The sequence below is a fragment of the Brevundimonas sp. genome (assembly GCF_035627055.1).
GTDB lineage: Bacteria > Pseudomonadota > Alphaproteobacteria > Caulobacterales > Caulobacteraceae > Brevundimonas.
In genome coordinates this window covers 102,103-124,798 of sequence record NZ_DASPMM010000015.1, presented here as the reverse complement: position 1 = coordinate 124,798, position 22,696 = coordinate 102,103, and the positions used below count along the sequence as shown (strand labels likewise).

General features: G+C 69.2%; 30 protein-coding genes and 1 tRNA gene. 18 read left to right on the top strand and 13 right to left on the bottom strand.

All coding sequences use genetic code 11. The annotated features are described in order from the left end of the window. Window positions 1-58: 58 nt before the first annotated feature. Window positions 59-412: a RusA family crossover junction endodeoxyribonuclease gene (locus tag VEA98_RS07320; protein WP_324812381.1), complete on the bottom strand. Its 354-nt coding sequence runs from the start codon at window positions 410-412 to the stop codon at window positions 59-61. After that, window positions 409-1,059, bottom strand: a complete 651-nt coding sequence (locus VEA98_RS07315; protein ID WP_324812379.1) for a peptidylprolyl isomerase — start codon at window positions 1,057-1,059, stop codon at window positions 409-411. Before VEA98_RS07315 ends, VEA98_RS07320 begins: the two co-directional genes overlap by 4 nt. An 84-nt stretch (window positions 1,060-1,143) precedes the next feature. On the opposite strand from VEA98_RS07315, the gene fumC reads away from it, so the two are divergent. The 3 genes from fumC to VEA98_RS07300 are packed head-to-tail and all read left to right on the top strand — an operon-like array spanning window position 1,144 to window position 3,145. Next, window positions 1,144-2,532 carry a class II fumarate hydratase gene (gene fumC, locus VEA98_RS07310; protein ID WP_324812377.1) on the top strand — a complete coding sequence of 463 codons (1,389 nt, stop codon included), beginning with the start codon at window positions 1,144-1,146 and terminating at the stop codon, window positions 2,530-2,532. A gap of 56 nt (window positions 2,533-2,588) precedes the next feature. After that, complete coding sequence (locus tag VEA98_RS07305; RefSeq protein WP_324812375.1) at window positions 2,589-2,834, top strand: type II toxin-antitoxin system CcdA family antitoxin; 246 nt, start codon at window positions 2,589-2,591, stop codon at window positions 2,832-2,834. Continuing rightward, on the top strand, window positions 2,831-3,145 hold the full coding sequence (locus VEA98_RS07300) for a CcdB family protein (RefSeq protein WP_324812373.1): 315 nt from the start codon (window positions 2,831-2,833) through the stop codon (window positions 3,143-3,145). Before VEA98_RS07305 ends, VEA98_RS07300 begins: the two co-directional genes overlap by 4 nt. Window positions 3,146-3,147: 2 nt before the next feature. Here VEA98_RS07300 and VEA98_RS07295 read toward each other — a convergent pair whose 3' ends face one another. Beyond that, entirely contained in the window at window positions 3,148-3,393 is a 246-nt protein-coding gene (locus VEA98_RS07295; RefSeq protein WP_324812370.1) for a DUF2171 domain-containing protein, read from the bottom strand. Beyond that, window positions 3,393-3,626: a DUF2171 domain-containing protein gene (locus tag VEA98_RS07290; protein WP_324812367.1), complete on the bottom strand. Its 234-nt coding sequence runs from the start codon at window positions 3,624-3,626 to the stop codon at window positions 3,393-3,395. The genes VEA98_RS07295 and VEA98_RS07290 overlap by 1 nt, the downstream gene beginning before the upstream one ends. A gap of 70 nt (window positions 3,627-3,696) precedes the next feature. On the opposite strand from VEA98_RS07290, the gene VEA98_RS07285 reads away from it, so the two are divergent. Then, window positions 3,697-3,873, top strand: coding sequence for a DUF4169 family protein (locus tag VEA98_RS07285; RefSeq protein ID WP_324812364.1), 177 nt, complete (start codon window positions 3,697-3,699; stop codon window positions 3,871-3,873). Between the two features lies 1 nt (window position 3,874). Further along, the gene (locus VEA98_RS07280; protein ID WP_324812360.1) at window positions 3,875-4,030 is read left to right on the top strand and encodes a hypothetical protein; all 156 of its coding nucleotides are present in this window, start codon (window positions 3,875-3,877) and stop codon (window positions 4,028-4,030) included. Here VEA98_RS07280 and VEA98_RS07275 read toward each other — a convergent pair. Further along, window positions 4,027-4,968, bottom strand: a complete 942-nt coding sequence (locus tag VEA98_RS07275) for a DMT family transporter (RefSeq protein WP_324812358.1) — start codon at window positions 4,966-4,968, stop codon at window positions 4,027-4,029. The genes VEA98_RS07280 and VEA98_RS07275 overlap by 4 nt on opposite strands. A gap of 131 nt (window positions 4,969-5,099) precedes the next feature. On the opposite strand from VEA98_RS07275, the gene VEA98_RS07270 reads away from it, so the two are divergent. Further along, a complete protein-coding gene (locus VEA98_RS07270; RefSeq protein ID WP_324812355.1) occupies window positions 5,100-5,336 on the top strand; it encodes a ribbon-helix-helix domain-containing protein in 237 nt (78 codons plus the stop codon). 43 nt (window positions 5,337-5,379) lie between these two features. Further along, on the top strand, window positions 5,380-6,096 hold the full coding sequence (locus tag VEA98_RS07265; protein WP_324812352.1) for an SIMPL domain-containing protein: 717 nt from the start codon (window positions 5,380-5,382) through the stop codon (window positions 6,094-6,096). A gap of 4 nt (window positions 6,097-6,100) precedes the next feature. Here VEA98_RS07265 and VEA98_RS07260 read toward each other — a convergent pair whose 3' ends face one another. The 3 genes from VEA98_RS07260 to VEA98_RS07250 form a co-directional block, all read right to left on the bottom strand. After that, window positions 6,101-6,409: a hypothetical protein gene (locus VEA98_RS07260; RefSeq protein WP_324812350.1), complete on the bottom strand. Its 309-nt coding sequence runs from the start codon at window positions 6,407-6,409 to the stop codon at window positions 6,101-6,103. 3 nt (window positions 6,410-6,412) lie between these two features. Further along, window positions 6,413-6,613 carry a hypothetical protein gene (locus VEA98_RS07255; protein WP_324812347.1) on the bottom strand — a complete coding sequence of 67 codons (201 nt, stop codon included), beginning with the start codon at window positions 6,611-6,613 and terminating at the stop codon, window positions 6,413-6,415. Window positions 6,614-6,675: 62 nt separating this feature from the next. Beyond that, entirely contained in the window at window positions 6,676-7,020 is a 345-nt protein-coding gene (locus tag VEA98_RS07250) for a DUF4282 domain-containing protein (protein WP_324812345.1), read from the bottom strand. Window positions 7,021-7,143: 123 nt separating this feature from the next. Here VEA98_RS07250 and VEA98_RS07245 point away from each other — a divergent pair, with 123 nt between their 5' ends. The 6 genes from VEA98_RS07245 to parE all read left to right on the top strand — a co-directional run bounded on the left by VEA98_RS07245 (window position 7,144) and on the right by parE (window position 14,130). Then, window positions 7,144-9,510, top strand: coding sequence for an ATP-dependent helicase (locus tag VEA98_RS07245; RefSeq protein ID WP_324812342.1), 2,367 nt, complete (start codon window positions 7,144-7,146; stop codon window positions 9,508-9,510). Further along, window positions 9,510-9,791, top strand: a complete 282-nt coding sequence (locus VEA98_RS07240) for a hypothetical protein (RefSeq protein WP_324812340.1) — start codon at window positions 9,510-9,512, stop codon at window positions 9,789-9,791. Before VEA98_RS07245 ends, VEA98_RS07240 begins: the two co-directional genes overlap by 1 nt. 84 nt (window positions 9,792-9,875) lie before the next feature. Further along, the gene (locus tag VEA98_RS07235; RefSeq protein WP_324812338.1) at window positions 9,876-10,376 is read left to right on the top strand and encodes a hypothetical protein; all 501 of its coding nucleotides are present in this window, start codon (window positions 9,876-9,878) and stop codon (window positions 10,374-10,376) included. Continuing rightward, window positions 10,373-10,651: a type II toxin-antitoxin system RelE/ParE family toxin gene (locus tag VEA98_RS07230; RefSeq protein WP_324812335.1), complete on the top strand. Its 279-nt coding sequence runs from the start codon at window positions 10,373-10,375 to the stop codon at window positions 10,649-10,651. The genes VEA98_RS07235 and VEA98_RS07230 overlap by 4 nt, the downstream gene beginning before the upstream one ends. A 46-nt stretch (window positions 10,652-10,697) precedes the next feature. Next, window positions 10,698-12,050 carry an O-antigen ligase gene (locus VEA98_RS07225; protein WP_324812333.1) on the top strand — a complete coding sequence of 451 codons (1,353 nt, stop codon included), beginning with the start codon at window positions 10,698-10,700 and terminating at the stop codon, window positions 12,048-12,050. After that, a complete protein-coding gene (gene parE, locus VEA98_RS07220) occupies window positions 12,016-14,130 on the top strand; it encodes a DNA topoisomerase IV subunit B (RefSeq protein WP_324812329.1) in 2,115 nt (704 codons plus the stop codon). Before VEA98_RS07225 ends, parE begins: the two co-directional genes overlap by 35 nt. A 15-nt stretch (window positions 14,131-14,145) precedes the next feature. On the opposite strand, the gene VEA98_RS07215 is transcribed toward parE, so the two are convergent. After that, window positions 14,146-14,808, bottom strand: coding sequence for a hypothetical protein (locus VEA98_RS07215; protein WP_324812326.1), 663 nt, complete (start codon window positions 14,806-14,808; stop codon window positions 14,146-14,148). A 280-nt stretch (window positions 14,809-15,088) separates the two neighbouring features. Between VEA98_RS07215 and VEA98_RS07210 the strand changes: the two genes are divergently transcribed. Together VEA98_RS07210 and VEA98_RS07205 are read left to right on the top strand one after the other, a co-directional pair. Beyond that, window positions 15,089-15,304 (top strand): AbrB/MazE/SpoVT family DNA-binding domain-containing protein, encoded by a 216-nt coding sequence (locus VEA98_RS07210; RefSeq protein ID WP_324812324.1) that lies wholly within the window; start codon window positions 15,089-15,091, stop codon window positions 15,302-15,304. Continuing rightward, window positions 15,291-15,638: a type II toxin-antitoxin system PemK/MazF family toxin gene (locus VEA98_RS07205; protein WP_324812320.1), complete on the top strand. Its 348-nt coding sequence runs from the start codon at window positions 15,291-15,293 to the stop codon at window positions 15,636-15,638. The genes VEA98_RS07210 and VEA98_RS07205 overlap by 14 nt, the downstream gene beginning before the upstream one ends. A gap of 3 nt (window positions 15,639-15,641) precedes the next feature. Here the strand turns inward: VEA98_RS07205 and VEA98_RS07200 are convergent, their stop codons facing one another. The 4 genes from VEA98_RS07200 to VEA98_RS07185 form a co-directional block, all read right to left on the bottom strand. Further along, a complete protein-coding gene (locus VEA98_RS07200) occupies window positions 15,642-16,157 on the bottom strand; it encodes a histidine phosphatase family protein (protein ID WP_324812317.1) in 516 nt (171 codons plus the stop codon). Window positions 16,158-16,243: 86 nt separating this feature from the next. Next, the gene (locus tag VEA98_RS07195; RefSeq protein ID WP_324812568.1) at window positions 16,244-17,494 is read right to left on the bottom strand and encodes a glycosyltransferase; all 1,251 of its coding nucleotides are present in this window, start codon (window positions 17,492-17,494) and stop codon (window positions 16,244-16,246) included. 133 nt (window positions 17,495-17,627) lie between these two features. Continuing rightward, window positions 17,628-17,834: a hypothetical protein gene (locus tag VEA98_RS07190; RefSeq protein WP_324812315.1), complete on the bottom strand. Its 207-nt coding sequence runs from the start codon at window positions 17,832-17,834 to the stop codon at window positions 17,628-17,630. 1 nt (window position 17,835) lies between these two features. Next, on the bottom strand, window positions 17,836-18,726 hold the full coding sequence (locus tag VEA98_RS07185; protein WP_324812313.1) for an SPFH domain-containing protein: 891 nt from the start codon (window positions 18,724-18,726) through the stop codon (window positions 17,836-17,838). 198 nt (window positions 18,727-18,924) lie between these two features. Here VEA98_RS07185 and VEA98_RS07180 point away from each other — a divergent pair, with 198 nt between their 5' ends. The 3 genes from VEA98_RS07180 (at window position 18,925) to VEA98_RS07170 (ending at window position 22,696) form a co-directional block, all read left to right on the top strand. After that, the gene (locus tag VEA98_RS07180; RefSeq protein WP_324812311.1) at window positions 18,925-22,266 is read left to right on the top strand and encodes an autotransporter outer membrane beta-barrel domain-containing protein; all 3,342 of its coding nucleotides are present in this window, start codon (window positions 18,925-18,927) and stop codon (window positions 22,264-22,266) included. A gap of 17 nt (window positions 22,267-22,283) precedes the next feature. Beyond that, a tRNA-Val gene (locus VEA98_RS07175) sits at window positions 22,284-22,360 on the top strand. Window positions 22,361-22,423: 63 nt separating this feature from the next. After that, entirely contained in the window at window positions 22,424-22,696 is a 273-nt protein-coding gene (locus tag VEA98_RS07170) for a hypothetical protein (protein WP_324812308.1), read from the top strand.

Here is a 22,696-nt window from a genome sequence, read left to right as displayed (position 1 = left end):
CCGAGCACCGGATGATCTGGCCCTCGGGTCAAGCCCGAGGGTGACGGCGGAGGCAGGGTTATCGGCGCGGGAAGACCCGGATGGTGATGCGCTCGCGCTCGCCCTCGTGGCGTTCGACCAGCAGGCGGGCGACCTGGGCGTCGTCGTGGAACAGGTAGCCCTTGATGGCGTCGAGCAGGGCCTTGGCGAGGTTGTCGAGGTCGATGTGCGGCGGGTCGCCCACGTGCTCCATGCGGATCTCGACGACGAAATCGCCCCAGGAGGGGCGGGACTGCCACTCCTTGCGCATGAACTCGTAGACCAGCGGCTTGTAGTATTTGGCGTGGGTGGTCAGGCCGTCGATGGCGATCTCGACAGCGGCGCCGGTCTCGCGCAGGCGGACCTTGCCGGTTCCGATCCAGCCCTGGGTCACGAGCCCTTGGCCCGCCAATCGGCGAGGCAGGCGGCGTCGAGACCGATCTCGACGTCCGTCATGGCGACAGGCTCGACCAGCTGTTCGTCGCGGGCGGGCTGACCATGAATGTCGCGGACCAGATCCAGACCCTCGGTGACGGTCCCGAAGGCGGCGAAGCCCTGACCGTCTGGATTGCGGCCTCCGCCAAAGTCCAGGGCGGGGGCGTCGTGGACGACGATGAAGAAGCTGGAGGTCGCCGTGTCGGGACCGTCGCGCGCCATCGAGATCGCGCCGGCCAAGTGTCGAAGGCCGGTGTCGCGGGTGCGCTCCAGCGGAATCGGACCGAATCCGGGGTCGTCGCTGCCCGCGTCGGTCTCGGCCTGTATGACGTCGATGGGGTTCGGGTTGTCGTTGGTTTCCGCCACGACCGTGCGGAAGAAGCGGCCGCCACGGTACCGGCCCGCCCTGGCGTAGCGCACGAAGTTGCAGACGGTGACGGGCGCGGCCTCGACATCGAGGGCGAGCCGGATGTCTCCCCGATCGGTGTGGATCGTCGCCATGATCGGCGGCATGGGCAGCCCCACCGTCTGGTCGAACGGGGGCGCCACCGTCGACGCGGGGGTCTGCATCGTCGCGGCGAAAACCGCGGCCAGCCACCAGCTCATCGTCGTCTCCCGTCCTTGTCCCCTCGCCTGCCCGTGCTACACCGCCGCGCATCCTCCCGCCACGCCTGAAGAGCCTGCCGCGCCATGACGAACCGCACCGAAACCGACACCTTCGGCCTCATCGAGGTCGCCTCGGACCGTTACTGGGGGGCGCAGGCGCAGCGGTCGCTGGGCAATTTCCGCATCGGCTGGGAGAAGCAGCCGCTGCCGATCGTGCGGGCGCTGGGCATCGTCAAGCGGGCCGCGGCCGAGACCAATATGGCGCTGGGCAAGCTGGACCCGAAGCTGGGCGAGACCATCGTCGCTGCGGCCCAGGAGGTCATCGACGGCAAGCTCAACGACCACTTCCCGCTGGTCGTCTGGCAGACCGGCTCGGGCACCCAGTCGAACATGAACGCCAATGAGGTGATCTCGAACCGGGCGATCGAGATGCTGGGCGGCGAGATGGGCTCCAAGAAGCCGGTCCACCCCAACGACCACGTCAACATGAGCCAGTCGTCGAACGACACCTTCCCGACGGCCATGCACGTCGCCTGCGCCGAGCAGGTGGTGAAGACGCTGATCCCGGCCCTGAAGCACCTGCACGGCGCGCTGAAGGCCAAGAGCGACGCCTGGCAGGGCATCATCAAGATCGGCCGCACGCACACGCAGGACGCGACGCCGCTGACGCTGGGCCAGGAGTTCGGCGGCTATGCGCAGCAGGTCGCCAACGGCATCGAGCGGATCGAACAGACCCTGCCCAAGCTGATGGAGCTGGCCCAGGGCGGCACGGCCGTCGGCACCGGGCTGAACGCGCCCGTCGGGTTCGCGGAACAGGTCGCCGAGCGCATCGCCGCCATCACCGGCCTGCCCTTCACCACCGCGCCGAACAAGTTCGAGGCGCTGGCGGCGCATGACGCCATGGTGTTCAGCCACGGGGCGATCAACACGGTGGCGGCGTCGCTGTTCAAGATCGCCAACGACATCCGCTTCCTCGGCTCGGGCCCGCGCTCGGGGCTGGGCGAGCTGGCCCTGCCGGAGAACGAGCCTGGCAGTTCCATCATGCCGGGCAAGGTCAATCCGACCCAGTCGGAGGCGCTGACGCAGGTCTGCGTTCAGGTGTTCGGCAACCACGCCGCGATCACCTTCGCCGGCTCGCAGGGGCATTTCGAACTGAACGTGTTCAACCCGGTGATGGCCTACAACTTCCTGCAGTCGGTGCGGCTGATGGCGGATGCGGCGGTGAGCTTCACCGACAACTGCGTGGTCGGGATCGAGCCGCGCGAGGAGAACATCAAGCGCGGGCTGGAGAACAGCCTGATGCTGGTGACGGCGCTGAACGGCAAGCTGGGCTATGACGCCTGCGCCAAGATCGCCAAGACGGCGCACAGGAACGGCACCACCCTGCGCGAGGAGGCCGTCGGCGGCGGCTATCTGACGAACGAGGAGTTCGACGAATGGGTGCGGCCGGAGAAGATGATCTCGCCGGGGTGATGGGCGCCTATTTCCGGTTGGTAGCGGGGCCAAGGGTTTCGGCGTAATCTGGAGCCATGGCCGAACCCGAATTGAAGAAGATCGAGATAGAGCCGGAACTGCTGGAACAGGCCGCGCGGCTCGGCATCGACGTCACCGGCGTGGATGAGCGCAGCCTGCGCCTGTACCTTCAGAAGGTCGATCCCGCGGGGGCCGAGAGCCGGGCAAAACGCTGGGCGGGAGAGAACGCTGAGGCCATCCGTCTCCATAACGAGCGCATAGACCGCTATGGCGTCTTCGGCGAAGACCTGCGCCGCTGGTGATCCGGCAGTTCGACGTCATCGAAAATCCATCGGTCAGATCGCGGCCGATTGCGCCATATCTGGTCGTGGTCCAGTCGCAGTTCTATGACGAAACCCCGACCCTACTTGTCGCGCCGTTGCTGAAAATGCCGATCGAGGCCGTGCTGACCAGCGTGAGCCTGAGGGTGGAGTTCGAAGGAGATCCGTTCGTGCTCCTGCTCTCCGAGATGGGTGCGATCGACCGTCGACCGCCAACGCGACTTGCCGGCTCGCTGGGTCGGTATGAAGACGACATCCGCCGCGCCCTCGACCGGCTGTTCACCGGCTTCTGAGGTCAGTCCAGCGTCCGCCAGCGAGCCTGGGCCTCTTCCTGGGTGCAGTTGAGGAAGACCTTGCGCTCGTCGGCGACGACGCGGTCGATCAGGTCGAGCGGCAGGACATGGTGCTTGCCGTCCGTGCCGGCGTCGCGGCGGGCCAGCTTGAGGCCGTCCTCGGTCAGTCCGTCGGCCTCGCCGACGTGGCGGTTGTCGGAGCCGAGGACCTCGAAATCGTCCTCGATGGCGAAGGCGTCGGCGGGCATCAGTGCTTCTCCATCCAGCGGGCCTTGGCCTCGTCCCGGGTGACGTTGAGGTGGACGTGGGCGTCGACGTGGTCGACCCAGCTGACCGGGATCATGTGGTGTTTGAAGCCCGAGCCGAGGTCCAGCTTGGCCAGTTCGATCTGGTCGCCATGCACGTGATCGACCCGGCCGACGTGCTCGCCGTCGGAGCCGACGACTTCAAGGCTTTCGCGAAGGAGCGAGAGGTCTACCATGGAGAACTCCTGACGGATGGGGTGTCAGGAAAACCGTCCGGCGGAGCGCCGGTTGCATAACGGAGGCGTCATGGGCGAGGTCGTGAACCTGAACCGGGTCCGCAAGGACAGGGCCAGGGCCGAGAAGAAGGCCGACGCCGCCGCCAACCGGGGGGCGCACGGCCGCTCGAAGGCGGAGCGCACGAAGACGGCCAAGGAGCGGGCCGCCGCGGACCGGCTGCTGGACGGGTCGAAGCTGGAGGACTGAGATGGGCGACATGCCGCACAACCGGCACGGACTGATCCCCATGCTGGTCGCCATCCGCGTGGCGGCCGAGCGCAAGCGGCGGAAGGCCGAGGCGGAGGCCGCGAAGGAGGGTCAGCCGCCGGAGACGCCGAAGAAGAAGAAGCGCGGCTGGTTCTAGGCGGCCGAGACCTTGGGGGCGCGGATCAGCAGGACCTGCCCGGCCAGCACCAGCGCCAGACCGGCCAGGGCCGGCCAGCCGAAATGGGCCCCCTCGAACAGGATCGAGACCAGCATGGCGATCGGCGGGGTCAGCGCCGAGATGTAGCTGGCCAGGGCGTAGCCGCGGGCGCGGGCGACGCTGAAATAGACCACGAAGGCGATCACCGAGCCGAACACCGACAGGTAGAGCAGCGAGCCGATATAGGTGAGGCTCGGCTCGATCGACCATTCGACGCCGGTGGCGAGGCCGTAGAGACCGAGCAGGCCCGCGCCCCAGGCCATGGCCCAGGCCGTCGACGGGATCACGGCGGATCCGGCATTCTGGCCGCGCCAGGCGAAATAGTTGCCGAAGGCGGAGGCGACCACGGCCACGAGGGCGAAACCGACGCCGGTGGCGCTGGCCTCATCGAGCCCGGCGCCGAGCATTTCCGAACCGGACAGGACGGCGACGCCGACGACGCCCAGGGCCGCCCCGCCCCATGACAGGGCGGCGGCGCGCTGGCGCGCGGCGATGCGGAACAGGATCAGGTTGAGCAGGGCGAGCGAGGCGAAGATCACCGCCACGACAGCGGACGGGATGCGCCCCTCGGCGGCGTAGGTGAAGCTGTAGCTGATCGAGAAGGCGAACACCCCCTGCCCCGCCGCGGCGAGGTGCTGGTTGAGGGTCAGTTTCAGCGAGCGGCGCGTGACCAGGCAGCCGGCGAAGATCACGAGGGCGGCGAGGCCGAAGCGCCAGACGATCGAGGCCAGCGGCGCCACATGGCCGAGCTGGAGGGTGATCGCGTACCAGGTCGTGCCCCAGATCGCCGCGCACAGGGCCACGCCGCCGATCGCCAGCAGCGTGCCGCGGGAGAGGCCGGGGGTCGGCGGAGCGAGGGACTCGGTGGGCGCGGTCATGTCAGCCAAGTGGATGAGCCCGCGGCCGGGCGCAAGCCGAGGAATGGGGACAGCCCCACAAGCAGCGCTTATGGCGGCCGAAACGCGCCGGCCGGCTCGCCCCCCGCTGCCGGGTCGGCTAGGCTTGGCCGATGCTCAGAAAGCGCTCCGTCTCCCTGTCCGGCCACGCCACCTCGGTGGCGCTGGAGCCCGCCTTCTGGGCCGTGCTGGACGCGGTGGCGGGCGAATTGGGACTGACCCATGCCGGGCTGATGAAGCGGATCGACGAGCGGCGCGGACGCACGCCGCTGGCCTCGGCCTGCCGGCTGCTGGCCCTGGCGTGGGCGGCCGGCGACCGGTCTTTCGCCGAACAGGAGTCGTCCGATTGACAGCGGCCAAGGTTGGCGCATCCTCCGCCCCGGAGAGCGCATCATGGCCGACAACAAACTGATCCCCGCCGCCGTCGTCGGCGGTCTTCTCGCGGTCGGGCTGATCGGCGGAGGGGGGCTGGTCGGACAGGGGGTGGTCAACGCCCGCGTCGGCGACCGTTCGGTGACGGTCAGGGGCTTGGCCGAGCGCGACGTGCAGGCCGACCTGGCGGTGCTGCCGCTGCGCTTCACCGCTTCCGGCGAGGTGTTGTCGGAGGTGCAGGCCCGCATCGACGCCGACCTGGGGGTCGTGCGGCGGTTCCTGGCGGCGCAGGGCTATCCGGCCGACACCATCACCCTGGGTCGGCTCGAGGTGTCCGACCGCCGCTCGCGCGAATACGCCCAGCAGGACGGCGGGCCGCGCTTCATCCTGGCCCAGACCGTGATCGTGCGGACCACAGATGTCGCCCGCGTGCAGGCGACCACCCGGGCGCTGAACGACCTCGTGCGTCAGGGCGTGGTGCTGCAGGACTTCAACGGCCCCACCTACATCTTCACCAAGCTGAACGACGTGCGGCCAGCGATGATCGCGGAGGCGACGGCCTCGGCCCGCAGCGGCGCGGCCCAGTTCGCGGAGGACTCGGGGACCCCGCTCGGACCGATCCGGCAGGCGACGCAGGGCTCGTTCGAAATCCTGCCCCGCGAGGGCTATGGCGACGCCAGCCAGTCGCCGGACCAGAGGGTCCGGGTCGTGACCACCATCAGCTATCGTCTCAAATAGGCGCTCAGGTCGCCGGATCGGGGTTGGGGACGCTGGGCGGCTCGACGTCCGGCAGTTCCGGCATCTTCGGCGCCTCGGGCAGGCTCGGGGCCGGCAGATCGACATCGAGATCGACCTTGGTGTCCGTAGCCCGGTTCAGGCCGCCGTTCGAGAACACCACGATGGCGATGATGACCAGCACCACCACCAGGCCGCCGACGAGGAAGCCGATCCAGCCGGCTCCGCCGCTTCCGCCCGTGGAGGGGTTGTTGATGGTGGTGTGATGCACGACCTCGGGCCGGTCGTCGCGCGGCGGAAGGTTCGGGTCGGTCATGGATCAGCCTCCCGTTCCGGGAACCGCCGGGGCCGAGACCTCGGGCACATCGACGTTGACGTCGACCTGTTCCGGGGTGGAGGCGCCGCCGCGGGCGAAGACGAACCAGGCCACCAGGGCCAGCACGACCACGACCGCCCCGACGATGAAGGCGAGACCGGTGTTGCCGCTCCCGCCGCCGGTGTTGTTGATGTTGTCAGCCATGGCCGTTCCTCCTGGTCGCTTTTGACCGTCGAGGAACGGCTTGGCCGTTAGGCGGTTCCGTCTCAGCGCGGCGGCAGGCGATCCCGGATTTCGCCCATGCGGTTGTACATGAGGTACATCAGCAGCCACATCTCGCAGATGAAGCGCCAGAACACGAGATAGACCACGCCCAGGATCGGGGCGAGGATGATCATGATGGCGCCGCCGCCGCCCCCCTCTCCAAGGCCCATCATGCCCATCAGGCCGCCGCCGAGCATGCCCATGACCGTGAAGAGCAGGATCAGAACCAGGCCGATGTAGTAGACGATCTTGATCAGGACGCTGCCGATCAGGTGATCGAAGCCCCAGAACCGCTTGATCAGATCCTGAAAGCCCGTCGATCCCGTTCCACTGGTTTCCATCGTCATGTCGCCCTCCCAGAGCAGCCGGGGCGATGCGCCCCGTGTAGGAGTGTGTGGGCACCCGCGCGACGTGTAAAGAAACGCCGTTCCGAGCCCCCCGACCCCCTTTCGCTGGGGCGTGTGCTACATATGTTCTCCGATTCCCGAGACGCTTGGAGCCCCGTGACCGATCTGCCCTCCCCCCGAATCTCCGACCTCGCCCGCTCGCGCGGCCCCGGAGGCGTCGAAGCTTCCGGAGCGCCCGACTATCTGGCCGGTCTGAACCCCGAGCAGCGGCTGGCGGTGGAGACGGTGGATGGGCCGGTGCTCGTCCTCGCCGGCGCCGGCACGGGCAAGACGCGGGTGCTGACCACCCGGCTGGCGCACATCCTGGCGACCGGAAGGGCGCGGCCGTGGGAGCTGCTGGCCGTCACCTTCACCAACAAGGCCGCGCGCGAGATGCGCGAGCGGATCACCCAGCTGATCGGGCCGTCGGCCGAGGGGCTGCGCTGGCTGGGCACCTTCCATTCGGTGGCGGCGCAGATCCTGCGCAGGCACGCCGAGCTGGTGGGGCTGAAGTCGACCTTCACCATCCTCGACACCGACGATCAGGAGCGGGTCTGCAAACAGCTGCTGGAGGCGGCCAACCTCGACACCAAACGGTGGACGCCGCGCTCGCTGAGCGGGCTGATCGACCACTGGAAGAACCGCGGCTGGACGCCCGAGAAGCTGCCCTCGACCGAGGATTTCGCCAACGGCAAGGGGCATGCGCTGTACGCGGCCTATCAGGCGCGGCTGGTCAGCCTGAACGCCTGCGACTTCGGCGACCTGCTGCTGCACAACCTGACGATCCTGTCGAAGCACGCGGATATCGCTGAGGAATACCGCCGACGCTTCCGCTACATCCTGGTCGACGAATACCAGGACACCAACGTCGCCCAGTATCTGTGGCTGCGGCTGCTGACCTCCTCGACCGGCAATGTCTGCTGCGTCGGCGACGACGACCAGTCGATCTATGGTTGGCGCGGCGCCGAGGTCGACAACATCCTGCGCTTCGAGCGCGACTTCCCGGGCGCCAAGGTGATCCGGCTGGAGCGCAACTACCGATCGACGCAGCACATCCTGGGGGCCGCCTCGGGCCTGATCGCGGCCAACAAGGGGCGGCTGGGCAAGACGCTGTGGACCGAGGACCTGAGCGGCGACAAGGTCCGGGTGCGCGGGGTCTGGGACGGCGAGGCCGAGGCGCGGCTGATCGCCGACGAGATCGAGACCGCGCGCCGGCAGGGCGTGGCCTACAAGGACATGGCGGTGCTGGTCCGGGCCTCGTTCCAGATGCGGGCGTTCGAGGAGCGGTTCGTGCTGCTGGCCATCCCCTATGTGGTGATCGGCGGGCCGCGCTTCTTCGAGAGGGCCGAGATCCGCGACGCCCACGCCTATCTGCGGCTGATCCTGTCCGAGGACGACGACCTGGCCTTCGAGCGGATCGTCAATACGCCCAAGCGCGGGATTGGGGACACCAGCGTGCAGAAGGTGCTGCAGATCGCGCGGCTGTCGAACCGTTCGGCGATGGCGGCGGTGCGCGACCTGATCACCTCGGACGAGCTGCAGGCGCGGACGCGGACGGCGCTGTCGAATTTCGTGCGGGATATCGACCGCTGGCGGGCGCTGGCCCAGACCACGACGCACTGGGAACTGACGGAGACAGTGCTGGAGGAGAGCGGCTACACCGACATGCAGAAGGCCGACCGGGCGACCGGGCAGACGCGGCTCGACAACCTCAAGGAGCTGACCCAGTCGATGCAGGCCTTCGACACCCTGCCCGCCTATCTGGAGCACGTCTCGCTGGTCATGGATCTGGACCGCGGCGGGTCCGATGACGCGGTGCAGGTGATGACGCTGCACGGCGCCAAGGGGCTGGAGTTCCCGCTGGTCTTCCTGCCGGGCTGGGAGGAAGGCGTCTTCCCCAGCCAGCGCAGCATCGATGAGAAGGGCGAGAAGGGGCTCGAGGAGGAACGCCGCCTGGCCTACGTCGGCGTGACCCGGGCCAAGCAGGACGCACGCATCTCGTTCGCCGCCAACCGGCTGGTCTACGGGCGTTGGACCTCGCAGCTGCCGAGCCGCTTCGTCGACGAACTGCCGATCGATCACGTCGAGGCCGAGAGCGACACCGGCTATTACGGCGTCACCCCCGGCATGAAGGAGGCCAAGAGCCGCTGGGACGAGATGCCGACCTTCGGCAGCGGCTATTCCTCGCCGGGCTGGAAGCGGGCCCAGTCGTTCACGGCGGCGCGCACGCCGGCGGCGCGGCCCGCGCGCCATGCGCTGATCGAGGGGGACGGCCGGCTGGTCGCCACCGCGGACCCGCAGGCGGGCGGCGGCTGGTCCAAGGGCGAGCGGGTCTTCCACCAGAAGTTCGGCTATGGCCACATCACCGGCATCGAGGGCAACAAGCTGCTGGTCGCCTTCGACAAGGCAGGCGAGAAGAAGGTGATCGACACCTTCGTGGAGAAGACCTGATGCGGATGCTGGTTTTGGCGGGGGCGGCCGTGGCGCTGTCGGGGTGCGCCGATCCGACGTGGAGCGACGACGCGGTGACGCGGTTTCTCGAGCGGACCGAGATGTGCGAGCACTGGATGGGAGAGGAGCCCTTCGACGACGCGCGGCGGGCGCAGATCGACCGGAACATCAACGATCTGCGCTGCACGACGGTGCGGCGCGACGGCGAGGCGTTGAAGCTGAGCCGGCGGGACCGGCCGGAGGATGTGCGGCTGATCGACGAGGCGCTGGCGGGGTTCTGACGACTCGACGGGTATCCGACGGGGCGCATCACCAACGGTTGCAATCTCTGGCCCCCTCCCCGGCGCCGTGCGACACTGGCGGACATGGCGCGCTTCACCCTCAAGCTCGACGACTACACGCTGCGGAAGCTGAGCGAGGCGGCGCAGGCGGCGGGGGTTACGCCCGGGCGGATGGCCGGGACGATGCTGGAGGCTTGGCTGCGCGACGAGGTCGGGCCTGGTCTGGAGCGCGCCCCGCCCGGTGTCGACGAGCCGGCCCGCGCCTGGGCGGATGCGGCCGACGAAGAGGCCGGGCGGCGTGCGACGCCGGAGGCCGCTGAGGGCCTGGTCGTCGAATTGGCCGAGCCGATGGGCTCCCGGTTTGCTGGAATCGCGAGGGACGGCGGCCTCCCGCAGGCGGTGCTGGCGGCCCATATCCTGGATAGCCGGCTGTTCGACTACGACGACTTCGAATGGCCCGAGGGCGGCGATCCGCGCGACGATAACGCGGACAATTATGACCTGAACGAAGTCGGACGGCCCTGGAGTGAGGTCAGGCCGGAACTGGAAGCCTATCTCGAGCGCAAGCTCGCCGAGCGCAAATGACGCTGACGCTTTCGGCGCGAGCCGAACGCGACCTGGCCGAGCAGATCGAATGGCTGGCCAAGCGGTCGCCGCAAGCAGCGCTGAAGGCGACGGCGCGCATACTTCACGTCTTCGACCTGCTCGAAGAGAATCCGTTGATCGGCGCCGTGACGGAACGAGGCTGGCTGGAAAAGGCCGTGAAGTTCGGACGTGACGGCTACGTCATCTGCTATGTCGCCCGGAGCCGGGACGTGTTCGTCGTCCGATTCAGGCACAGCCGCCAGGACCGGGGCTGAGCCCACCCCCAACCCTTCGTTAAGCCCGTTGGCCGACCCTGCGGGCGTGCACGAATCCCGTCCAGACGACGTCCTGATCGAGACCCCTCCGACCCTTTGGGAGCGGGCGATCTGCGTCGTCGTCATCGCCATGATGACCGGGGCGCTGATCGGGCCGGTGTTCGCGCCGCTGCAGGAAGAGACGCCGGTGCTGCGGCTGGTGTGGCTGCCGGCCTATGCGGCGATCTTCGGCATGGCGCTGTATCGCATCGACCGGCTGTGGCGGGCCTGGCCGGCGGCGATCGCCCTGATGCTGCTGGTCGGGCTGACCTTCGCCTCGCGCTACTGGTCCATCGATTTCGAGACCACCAGCCGGCGGGTCATCGCCCTGGCGATCAGCGGGGTGTTCGCCCTGTATCTGGGCGCGGTGTTCCGGGGGCCGCACCTGCCGCGGCTGCTGATGCACACGGCGCTGCTGATGGCGGTGGGCAGCCTCGTCATGGTCTTCGCCTTCCCCTCGATCGGCGTGCACCAGTTCGAAAACGCCGGACTGTGGCGCGGGCTCTGGTACGAGAAGAACCAGATGGGGGCGGTGATGGTGATCGGGGCCACGGCCTCGGCGGCCTGCCTGGCCTCGCCGGACCGGCGGCGGCTGCTGCCGGCGATCGCGCTGGGGCTGTCGTCGATCCTCGTGCTCGCCACCCAGTCCAAGACCTCGCTGCTCTGCCTGCTGGTCGGACTGTCGCTCGTGGGCGGCTTCTGGTCGCTGCGGCGCGGCGGCGCGGCGTTCAGCGTCGTGGCGATCTGGGTCGCGGTGGTGCTGGCCGGGGCCGGCGTCTGGCTGTGGGAGACCCATTCGGTGGCGGTGCTGGAGGCGCTCGGCAAGGATCCGTCCCTGACCGGCCGCACCGAGATCTGGGACGCCCTGATGCGCAAGGTCGCCGACAAGCCGTGGACCGGCTACGGCTACGGGGCCTTCTGGGGCCGCGAGGGCGAGTCCGTGCCCGCCGACTGGGTGCGCAAGGAGACCCAGTGGCCGGTCCCGAACGCCCACAACGGCTGGATCGACCTGCTGGTCCAGCTGGGCTGGCCGGGGGCGGTGCTGGTGGGGGTGCTGATGGCGGCCACGGCGGCCGTGACGGTGCTGCGCTCGATGGGCCAGGGCGTGCGCGAGGGCTGGTGGGCGCTGGGCTTCCTCGGGGCCTTCTTCGTGCTCAGCCTGTCGGAGTCGATCCTGCTGGCGCACCAGGGCCTTCCGTGGGTGCTGTTCATGGCGGTGCTGACCCGGGCCATCCTGCCGGCGCCGGCGCCGGGCGCCGTCCCGCTTGTGGAGAAGCGCCGCCGGGCCTACCAGACCGGTCCCCGAATCGCAGCACAGTATCGGTATGGGTCCCAACGCCGCGCCTTCCCTGTTCGATGACATCCCCGAGCCGCAAGGCCCGGAGCTGACTCCCGCCCCCAAGCCGACGCCCGATCCGGCCCTGACGCCCCAGGCCGCGGCGCCGCGTCCGGAGCCTGCGCCGCATCCGCGCCCGGCCGACGTGCCCGCCTCCGCCCCGCTGGCGGCGGCCACCGGCTATTCCGCTTCGTCGATCGAGGTGCTGGAGGGACTGGAGCCGGTCCGCAAGCGCCCGGGCATGTATATCGGCGGCACCGACGAGCGGGCCCTGCACCACCTGTTCGCCGAAGTCCTCGACAACGCCATGGACGAGGCGGTCGCCAAGCACGCGAAGCTGATCACCGTCGACCTCGACGCCGAGGGCTGGCTGTCGGTGCGCGACGACGGCCGCGGCATCCCGGTCGATCCGCACCCGAAACACCCCGGCAAGTCGGCGCTGGAAGTGGTGATGACGGTGCTGCACTCGGGCGGCAAATTCTCGGGCAAGGCCTATGAGACCTCCGGCGGCCTGCACGGCGTCGGCGTCTCGGTGGTCAACGCGCTGAGCGAGCGTCTGGACGTCACGGTCTGGCGCGACGGCTTCGAGTGGAGACAGTCGTTCAGCCGTGGCCTGCCGCTGGGTTCGATCCAGCAGGTGCAGCCGTCGAAGAAGAAGGGCACCCTGATCCGGTTCCGGCCGGACGATGAAATCTTCGGCGTCGGGGCGGCGTTCAAGCCGGCCCGGCTGTTCCGCATGGCGCGGTCCAAGGCCTATCTGTTCCGCGGCGTCGAGATCCGCTGGACCTGTTCGCCGGAGCGGATCACCGACCACACCCCGGCCGAGGCGGTGTTCCACTTCCCCAACGGCCTGGCCGACGCCCTGGCCGAACGGGTCGGCGGCCTGGAGACGGTGACGCCCGCCTTTTCGGGTCGGGTCGAGCGCAAGGGCGAGGCTGGCGCGGTCGAATGGGCCGTGACGTGGAGCCCGATCGGCTTTGGCGAGGCCGACGGCTTCGTCCAATCCTACTGCAACACCGTGGCCACGCCCGACGGCGGAACCCACGAGGCGGGTTTCCGGGCGGCGCTGGTCAAAGGCCTGAAGGCCTATGGCGAGCTGACCAACGAGAAGCGGGCCGGGCTGATCACGGCCGAGGACGTCATCGCCAACGCCGGGGCGCTGATCTCGGTGTTCATCCGCAACCCCGAGTTCCAGGGCCAGACCAAGGACCGGCTGTCGTCGCCGGAGGGCGCGCGGCTGGTCGAGCAGCTGATGCGCGACCCGCTGGACCACTGGCTGACCGAGAGCCCGAAACAGGCCAACACCCTGCTCGGCTTCGTCATCGACCGGGCCGAGGACCGCCTGCGCCGGCGCAAGGACAAGGAGGTGCAGCGGGCCGCCGCCACGCGCAAACTGCGCCTGCCCGGCAAGCTGTCGGACTGCAGCCGCCAGTCGGCCGAGGGCACGGAGCTGTTCATCGTTGAGGGCGACTCGGCCGGCGGCTCGGCCAAGCAGGCGCGCGACCGGACCACCCAGGCCATCCTGCCCCTGCGCGGCAAGATCCTGAACGTCGCCTCGGCGACGGCCGACAAGCTGCGGGCCAATATCGAACTGTCGGACCTGGCGCTGGCGCTGGGCGTGCAGCCGGGCAGCCGGTTCAACATCGAGGACCTGCGCTACGAGCGCATCATCATCATGACCGACGCCGACGTGGACGGAGCGCACATCGCGGCGCTGCTGATCACCTTCTTCTACCGTTCGATGCCGGAGACGATCCGTCAGGGCCGGCTGTTCATGGCCCTGCCCCCGCTCTACCGGATTTCGGCAGGCCCGCTCTCGGAATACGCCCGCGACGACGCCCACCGCGACGAGCTGCTGGCCACGGTCTTCAAGGGCAAGAAGGTCGAGATCGGCCGCTTCAAGGGTCTCGGCGAGATGATGGCCTCCCAGCTCAAGGAGACCACCATGGACCCGAAGAAGCGCACCCTGGCGCGGGTCACGGTGCCGGCTTCCGAGGACGAGATCGAGGACCTGGTCGAGCGTCTGATGGGCAAGAAGGCCGAGGCCCGATACCAGTTCATCCAGGACAACGCGCGGTTCGTGGTGGATGAGCTGGACGTGTAGGCGCCCGGGCGGCGGCTATTCGCCTGCCGCACGCCCGCTCCGGCAGCCGCCGCCGATCCCCGTCGCATCGGAGCATGCCAGCACCTCCGCGACCGTTCCCCCCTCCAGCCGCAACACGACGCTTCTGCCCGAGGCGCAGGTCGTCTCGTACCAGGCGCCCGATGGACCGGCGCCCATGTAGCGCGCATCCGCCGCCCTGCAGCCTTGTCCGGCATCTCCGGCCTGTGGAGTCGCCAGCCACCGATTGGCCCTGAGCGCGCGCTCGGTCTGGGTGGTGAAGCGGCACTCGCCGCCCTGGGCGGCCACGGTTATGCAATCGGTGACGATCCAGCCGTCGCCGTCGGCCTCCAGCCAGGCCCCGACATCGTCCCGGCAGCCGGCTTCGTAGATGAAGCTGTCGTCGACCGAGACGCCGATCAAGGCGCCCTCATCGACCCTGCAATCCAGACCCGCCCGGCGCGCGAACCGCGTCACCACCGGGACGGCGTTGCGGTTGCTGGGCGTGTGGCACACCGGCGGCAACGCCCGCCTTGTCGCCCGACGGCGCTCGGTCTCCAATTGCGCCTCCAGCGCCAGGCAGTTGAACGCCAGCGGCTCCGGTCCCCCGACCAGCAGATAGCCCGGCCCGTCGCGGCAGACCGCCTCATAGATCGGCCGGAAGTCCTCCGTGCGTCCCATGTAAATCGCCGACCTCACGCGGCAATCGACGCCCGCCGCCCGCGCCGCATCCTGCGCGCCCATGGCCGGTGGGGCGGCGTTGACCGCCCGGTCGAATTGGGTCTGTGCAACGGCCGGTGGGGACGCTCCGAGAACAGCCAGGCACCCGAGAACAAGACCCCATCGGGCGCGGCCTGGACTTTTCAATCGATGACCCCGCCCCTGACGATGGCTCCCCGGGGAACCTCCCGAACATAATAGCTGATCTTGACGTGGACCAGGTAAGGATTATCCTTACCGCATGATCACGAGCCGTATCACAAGCAAGGCCCAGACGACGGTGCCGCAGGCCGTTCGCAACGCCTTGGGCCTGCGTGAGGGTGATGAACTGGCCTACGAGATTCGCGACGGGCAGGTCACCTTGACGAAGGCGCGAGGCGGCGTGCGGGACGATCCTTTCGCGACCTTCGAGGAATGGGACAGCGAGGCCGACCGGCAAGCCTATGCCGGGCTTTAGCGCCGGCGACGTCGTCAAGGTCCCATTCCCGTACACCGATCGGGAGGTCCGGCAGCGCCGCCCCGCCCTGGTGGTGTCCGCCACCCCGCTCGGAGACGATGGCCGGCTCTACTGGGTGCTGATGATCACCAGCGCAGAGCACCGCCGATGGCCGGGAGACGTCGCTCTCGGGCGGCGCTACGGCGAAGCTGGTCTCCCGTCGCCCTCCCTGATCCGGACGGCCAAGATAGCAACGGTCGAAGCCGTCCGGATGGAGGCGCTCGGCCGCTTGCCGGACGCGTTCATGGAAACCGTTCGGGCCGAATTGGATCAGGTGCTCGAGCGCGCGACGTAGGCGTCAGCAGGTCGTCGGTTCGCCGTAGCGGCTGACGATGGCGTGGGCCCGGCCTTCGCCGAGCAGGTGCAGAGTGGTCAGCCGGTCGTATTCGCATTCCGGCATGTCGGCGGCTTCGGCGTAGCCGAGGGCGCGGGCGATCAGGGGCACGGTGTTGCTGTGGCCGACGATCAGGATGGTGGCGTCGTCGGGCGCGGCCTCGACCTTGGCGACGATGGCGGCGAGGTGGGCCTGGATACCGGTGTTCAGCGGAACAGCTTCGGACGTGACCGAGTGATACGCCGCCGTCGGGGCGGCGGTCAGGATCGTCCGCTGCAGCGGGCTGGTCAGGATCACCGAGGGGTGGGCGTCGGTCAGTTGGGCGGCGAGCGCCTGCGCCCTCGCCTGCCCGGCTTCCGAGAGCAGCGGATCGGCGCTGGCGTCGGCCTTTTCGGCGTGGCGGACGACGATGACGGTCTGCGCCGCCGCGGTCGAGGCGGCGAACAGCGACAGCACGGCCGCGAGCAGAAGGCGTTTCATGGTGATCTCCCCCGGGGTTCGACTCACACGGCTAGGGCCGATGGCGGAGCCGGGCAAGATAACTTCCTGTCATGATCCCGCGGACGCTAGTGCTCGGCCCACTCGCCGCGGGGTTCGACGAAGGCCCGCTCGCCGCTGACGTCGGCGTAGGTCATGCACAGGTCCTCGAACACCCGGCCCCACGAGAAGCGCTCGACGGCCTTGACCCGGGCGGCGGCGCCGACCGCCTCGATGTCTCGGGCGAACAGGGCCTCGACGGCGGCGGCGTAGTGGACCGGGTCGGCGCTCTTCGCCAGTTGGCCGACGCTGTCGTCGACGGTTTCCTTGACCCCGCCGGCGTTGACCCCGACCACAGGACGGCCGCAGGCCATGGCCTCCAGCACGATGAGGCCGAACGGCTCCTTGTCATTGGCGTGAACGAAGGCGTCGCAGGAGGCGATGATCTTCGCCACCGCCTTCGGATTGGCCTCGTACGGCAGGGAGATGACCCGCTCCTCGGCCGGAAGGCCGGCGCCGGCGCCGACCAGCACGAGATGGTAGGGCGCGCCGAGGCGCTGCACGGCCTCGATCAGCACGTCGATGTTCTTCTCGCGCGCCGGCCGGCCGGCGAAGCACAGCAGCCGGGCCGAAGCCGGCAGGCCCAGCTTCTTCAGCAGCCAGTCCCGGTCGCGGCGGTCGGGATGGAAGGTGTCGACCTCGACGCCCAGCGGCTGGATGACGATGTCGGTGATGCCGGCTTCCTCCAGCCGGCGCGCGATGTAGCGGCTCGGCGAGACGACGCGGTCGAACTGGCCGAACAGGCGGGCCCAGCGCTTCTCCACCGGCTTCTTGGCCCATTCGCCGAAATGCAGGGCGGCGAGGCCGGCCGGATCGGAATGGCAGAAGCCGACGACCGGGCAGCCGGCGCGCTGGCCGGCCTCCAGGGCCCCCTGCCCCGGCGTATAGGGATCGCCCGCCTCGATCACCGAGGGGTTCAGCGACGCCACCCACGCGCCCCAGCGGCGCACCGACGTCGGCCAACGGTAGCCGTCGCCGAACGGCAGCTTGGTGGCGTGAAGCTGGACGATGCCGTCGTCTCCCGCCTTGTGGTGCTGGCCGGGCACCACCAGCGAGTGGGCAACGCCGGGGCGGTTCGCCTCCAGCCACGCCTTCTTGGACAGCAGGTAGCGCTTCACCCCGCCCGAGCGCGGCGCGTACAGCATGGTGGTGTCGACCAGGCGGGGGCGTTCGTCCTCTCCGGCGGCCTTGGTGGCCCGCAGGGTTTCCGAGACCTCCTCGTCCCAGCCGGGGAAGAGGCGCAGTTCGCCTTCCTGGACCTCCAGCCCGGCCAGGTTCATTAGTTCCTTCTCCGCGGCGCTGATACCGAGCGGGCCAACGCGCCGGACCCGCTTCTGGATGCGGCGGGCCTTGCGGACCTTGGACATGTGCGACTTCACCATCCGCGCGCCGTAGCGCCCGCGACGGCGAAGCTCAAGCGTCATCCTTTGGCGTCATCGTCGCGCCGTCCGGCGCTGGAGGGGCTTCCGAGGGCGTAATGCCCCGCCGGGCCAGCGCCTCGCGCAGCAGGACCTCGACCTGGGCGTTGACCGAGCGCAGTTCGGCGGCGGCCAATCGCTCGACCGCCGCCATCACGCCGGAGGACGCGCGCATCAGGAACGGCTTCCTGGGGCGCGCCATCTCAGCCGTACAGCGTCCCGGCGTTGACCACCGGCTGGGCGTCGCGATCGGCGCACAGGACGACAAGCAGGTTGGAGACCATCGCCGCCTTGCGGTCTTCGTCCAGTTCGACGACGCCGCGTTCGCCCAGGTCGACCAGGGCGGCCTCGACCATGCTGACCGCGCCGCGAACGATCAGGCGGCGCGCCGCGAGGACGGCTTCGGCCTGCTGGCGGCGGAGCATGGCCCCGGCGATTTCCGGCGCATAGGCCAGATGGGCCAGCCGCGCCTCGTCCACGGCCACGCCGGCGACGCTGACCCGGCCCACCAGTTCGTCGCGGAGGCGGCCGGCGACGTCCTCGGCGTCGGAGCGCAGGGTCAGTTCGGGTTCGGCGTCCTCCTCGCCGTGGTCGTAGGCGTAGTGGGAGGCGATGTCGCGCAGGGCGGTGTCGACCTGGATGTTCACGAAGGCCTGATAGTCATCGACGTCGAACAGGGCCTGGGCCGAGTCCTCGACGCGCCAGACGACGTTGGCGGCGATCTCGATCGGGCTGCCGCGCTTGTCGTTCACCTTCAGCTTGTCGCTGGTCAGGTTGCGGACCCGCAGGCTGACCTTCTTGCGGCTGTACCACGGCATGACCCAGCGCAGGCCGGTCTTGCGGTCGGTGCCGCGGTAGTCGCCGAACAGCAGGATGGCCATCCCCTCGTTGGGTTGCAGCGAATAGAGGCCGCAGACCAGCAGCAGGCCGATCACGGCCGTTACGATGCCGCCGACGACGAGGACGGCGTTGTCGGGATCCTGCGCCACCAGCACCGGGCCGCCGATGATCAGCAGCAGGCCGAGGAGCAGCATGAGCAGGCCGTTGGCGGTGGACGCCGGCCGCTCGGTGGATTTCGAGTGGGTCGTGGTCATCAGTCCCTCCTGATTCGATATGACAGTGATATCACTTTGATGTCCACGCTGGCAATAGCCGCGCTTGTCACCGTCACCGGAAGGGCGCCTTCGGCCTTGCATTCGCCTCAAATTCGAGAAACTTGAGGCAGGCTGGCGTGGTCCCTGTTAGAGGATCGCCGGCGTCTCTGCGCGTGTCGTCCACAGGGGTTTCTCCGAATGCGTATTCTACTTGCGACCGCGGTGGCGATCGCTCCCCTGCTGGCCGCTTCCGGCGCCATGGCCGAGGTCGTGATCTCCACGAACCGGACGACGCCGATCACGACGCTGAACGCCACCGGCAGCGGGCCTGACGACATTCACATCGTGTCCGGCGGCATGATCACGGTGAACACCGGCGCGGCGGTGACGGTGAATTCCAGCCACGACCTGGATATCGACGCCGGCGGGTCGATCAGCATGGGCAACGCCGCCAACGGCGCCACCGGAGTGCTGATCCAGGGCGGCAACACGGCTGACATCACCATCGGCGGCGCCATCGGCGTGACCGACGACATCACGGCCGAAGACGACATCGACACCGACAACGACGGCGACGGCGATGGTCCCCTCGCCCACGGCTCCGGACGCTACGGAATCCGGCTGGCCGGCGCAGCGCCGCTGACCGGCGACATCTTCATCCAGTCGAGCGGTTCGATCGCCGTCGACGGCGACGACTCCTTCGGCGTCTCGCTGGAAGCGCCGCTGAACGGCGATTTCGGCAGCTTCGGCACCATCATCGTGGTGGGCTCGAACAGCTACGGCCTGCAGACGACCGGCGACATCAGCGGCGATGTGACCCTGGGCGGCGCGATCACGGCGCGGGGCGAAAATTCGACCGGCGCCTCGTTCGAAAGCGACATCGGCGGCGCCCTGGTCATCCAGTCGAACATCACCGCGAGCGGTTATCGCTTCACGCAACGGCCGAATGAGCGTCCGGAAGGCTTCGAGGAGAACGCCGAGAACGAACAGGGGCTGCTGTTCCTCGACGAACTCGACGCCGACGACCTGCTGCAGGGCGGCCCGGGCGTCAGCATCCAGGGCAATGTCGCCGGCGGCGTCGTTCTGGACCGCCCCCCGACCTATTCCAGCGCCGGCTCGGAAGGCGACGACGACGGCGACGGCGTCAAGAACGGCGACGAGGACGACGACGGCGACGGCACCAAGAACCGGAGCGACAACGACCGCGACGGCAACGGCCTGGCCGACGCCTCCGAGACGACGGCGGCCGTGAGCGTCTTCGGCTCCGCCCCGGCGATCGAGGTGGGGGCGTCGGGCCAGTCGATCGCTCTCGGCAACGTCGGCGTGGGCGACGAGGCCTATGGCTTCATCAACCGCGGCACGGTCACGGCCCAGGGCGTGTACGGTCGGATGACCGTGGGCGGCGTCGTCGTTGACGGCATCGAGGCCAACGCCATCGTGTTCGGCGGCAACGCCGGCCAGACGGTCGACCTGTCCGGCGGGTTCCGCAACGAAGGCACGGTCGTGGCCCTGGCGTTCGACGCCGACGCCACCGCGATCCGCTTCGGAGACGGCACGATCGCGCCCGCCGTGTTCAACAGCGGCGCCATCACGGCCGGGGCGAACAGCACCGAGGCCGCGACGGTGACGGCCATCCGCATCGACGCGGGCGCCACGGTCACCAGCCTGGTCAACAGCGGCCCGATCCTGGCGAGCACCGGCGGCGGCGTGGCGGACACCTTCGCCATCCAGGACCTCAGCGGGACCCTGACCTCGATCACCAACAACCGGTCGATCCAGGCCACCGTCAGCCCGAACGAGGCCGGAGACGCCGTCACGGGCGTCGGCACGGCGATCGACGTCAGCGCCAACACCACCGGCGTCACCCTGGTGCAGGACGGCATCGCCGGCACGGCGACGACCGCCAATCCCGACACCGACGGCGACGGCGTGCCCAACGGCTCCGAGCCGATCATCGTCGGCGCGATCAACCTGGGCAGTGGCGGCGATACGGTCGACATCCGCAACGGCCTCGTGCTCGGCGACATCGCCTTCGGCGACGGCGCCGACTCACTGTCGGTCTCGGGCGGGGCCGTCATCCGCGGCGAGCTGTCCGACACGGACGGGGCCTTAGACATCGATGTCTCGGACGGCACGCTGGAGTCGCTCCAGTCGACCGCCCTCGACGTGTCCAGCCTCAACGTCGGGGCCGACGGCGAGCTGATCGTGACCCTCGACCCCGCCAATGGGGCGTCGGGCTATTACAACGTCTCCGGGGCGGCCACCCTGGCGGACGGCGCGGGCCTGGGCGTCCGCTTCACCTCGCTGCTGGACGCGCCCGAGCGCTTCACCCTGATCGACGCGACGACGCTGAATTTCGGCGACATCGACCTGACCTCCCTCGAGGAGAACTCGCCCTTCCTGTACGTCGTTGAGGCGGGGGCCGACGTGCCCGCCGGCCAGGTGTTCGCCGATGTGCGCCGCCGCACCGCGGAAGAGGCCGGGCTGATCACGGTCGAGTCGGAGATGTTCGACTCCTTCTACGGCGCCATCGGCGCTGCCGACGCCGAGGCCGTCCGCAACGCCTTCCTGGCCCAGACCAACCGCGACGACTTCCTGAACCTGTACGAGCAGCTGCTGCCCGACCATTCGGGCGGTCCGCTGCTGTCGCTGGCCTCGGGCGTCGACGCCGTCACCCGCGCCCTGACCGGACGCAACGCCGCGGCGCGCCCCGGCGAGACCAGCGCCTGGGTGCAGGAGATCAATTTCTACGCCGACAAGGACAAGACCGAGAGCTACGGCTTCCGCTCGGAGGGCTTCGGCGTCGCCGGCGGCGTCGAGCGCGGCACCGGCCTGGGCGCCGTGGGCCTGTCGGTCGCCTTCACCTCGTCCGATCTCGAGGATCCCGAGGCCGAGGCCGAGGAAGTGCTGTCCGCCAGCCTGCTGGAACTCGGCCTCTACTGGCGCGCCCAGGGTCAGTACTGGACCACCTGGGCCCGCGCCGCGGCCGGCTACGCCTCGTTCACCTCCGAGCGCCGCTTCGTCGGGGCCGGTCTGAACCTGTCCAACGAGTCCGACTGGAACGGCTTCACCCTCGCGGCGGCCGGCGGCCTGTCGTACGAGCGCGAGTTCGGTCGCTTCACCATCCGGCCCGAGGCCTACGCCGAGTTCTTCTCGCTGAGCGAGGACGGACACGTCGAGGAAGGCGGCGGCGACGGCTTCGATCTCGAGATCGACGACCGCGAGGGTCACATGTTCTCGGCCACGGCCGCGATCAATTTCGGCATGAAGATGGGCCAGAACGACTGGCTGCGCCCGGAAGTGCGGATCGGCTGGCGTCAGAACCTCTCGGTCGATCCGGGCGAGACCATCGCCCGCTTCCGTTCGGGCGGCGGCGACTTCACCCTGACCCCCGGCACCATCGAGGGCGGCGGTCCGATCGTCGGCTTCCGCCTCAACGTCGGCAACGAGCTGGGCATGCTGTCGGTCAGCGCGGACGCCGAGATGATCGACGACTACGTCCGGTACATGCTGTTCCTGCGGGCCAGCTTCCGGTTCTAGGGCCGGGAGCGACGGACGGGCGGCTAGCTCAGCTGGTCAGAGCACCTCGTTTACACCGAGGGGGTCGGGGGTTCGAACCCCTCGCCGCCCACCATCCGCTTGCGGTCAGCTGGCGTTCACCATTCCGCGTTCAGAGTGCGGCGTCGGGAGAGTTCCAATGAAGTTCATGTTCACACGCAGCGCCGCCCTCGCCGCCGTTCTCGGCGGGGCGCTGATGCTGCAAGGCTGCCTGGTCGGGGCGGTGGTCGGCACGGCCGGCGCGGTGGTCGGCGGAACGGCCAAGGCCACGGGGGCCGTCGTCGGCGCGGGCGTCGACGCGGTGACCACCTCCGATGAGGAGACGCGGGCCCGGCGCGAGCGGGAGCAGCGTCAGCACGAGCGCGAGCAGCGCCGCTGCGAACAGCGCCAGCGCCAGGGCCGCGACTGCTGA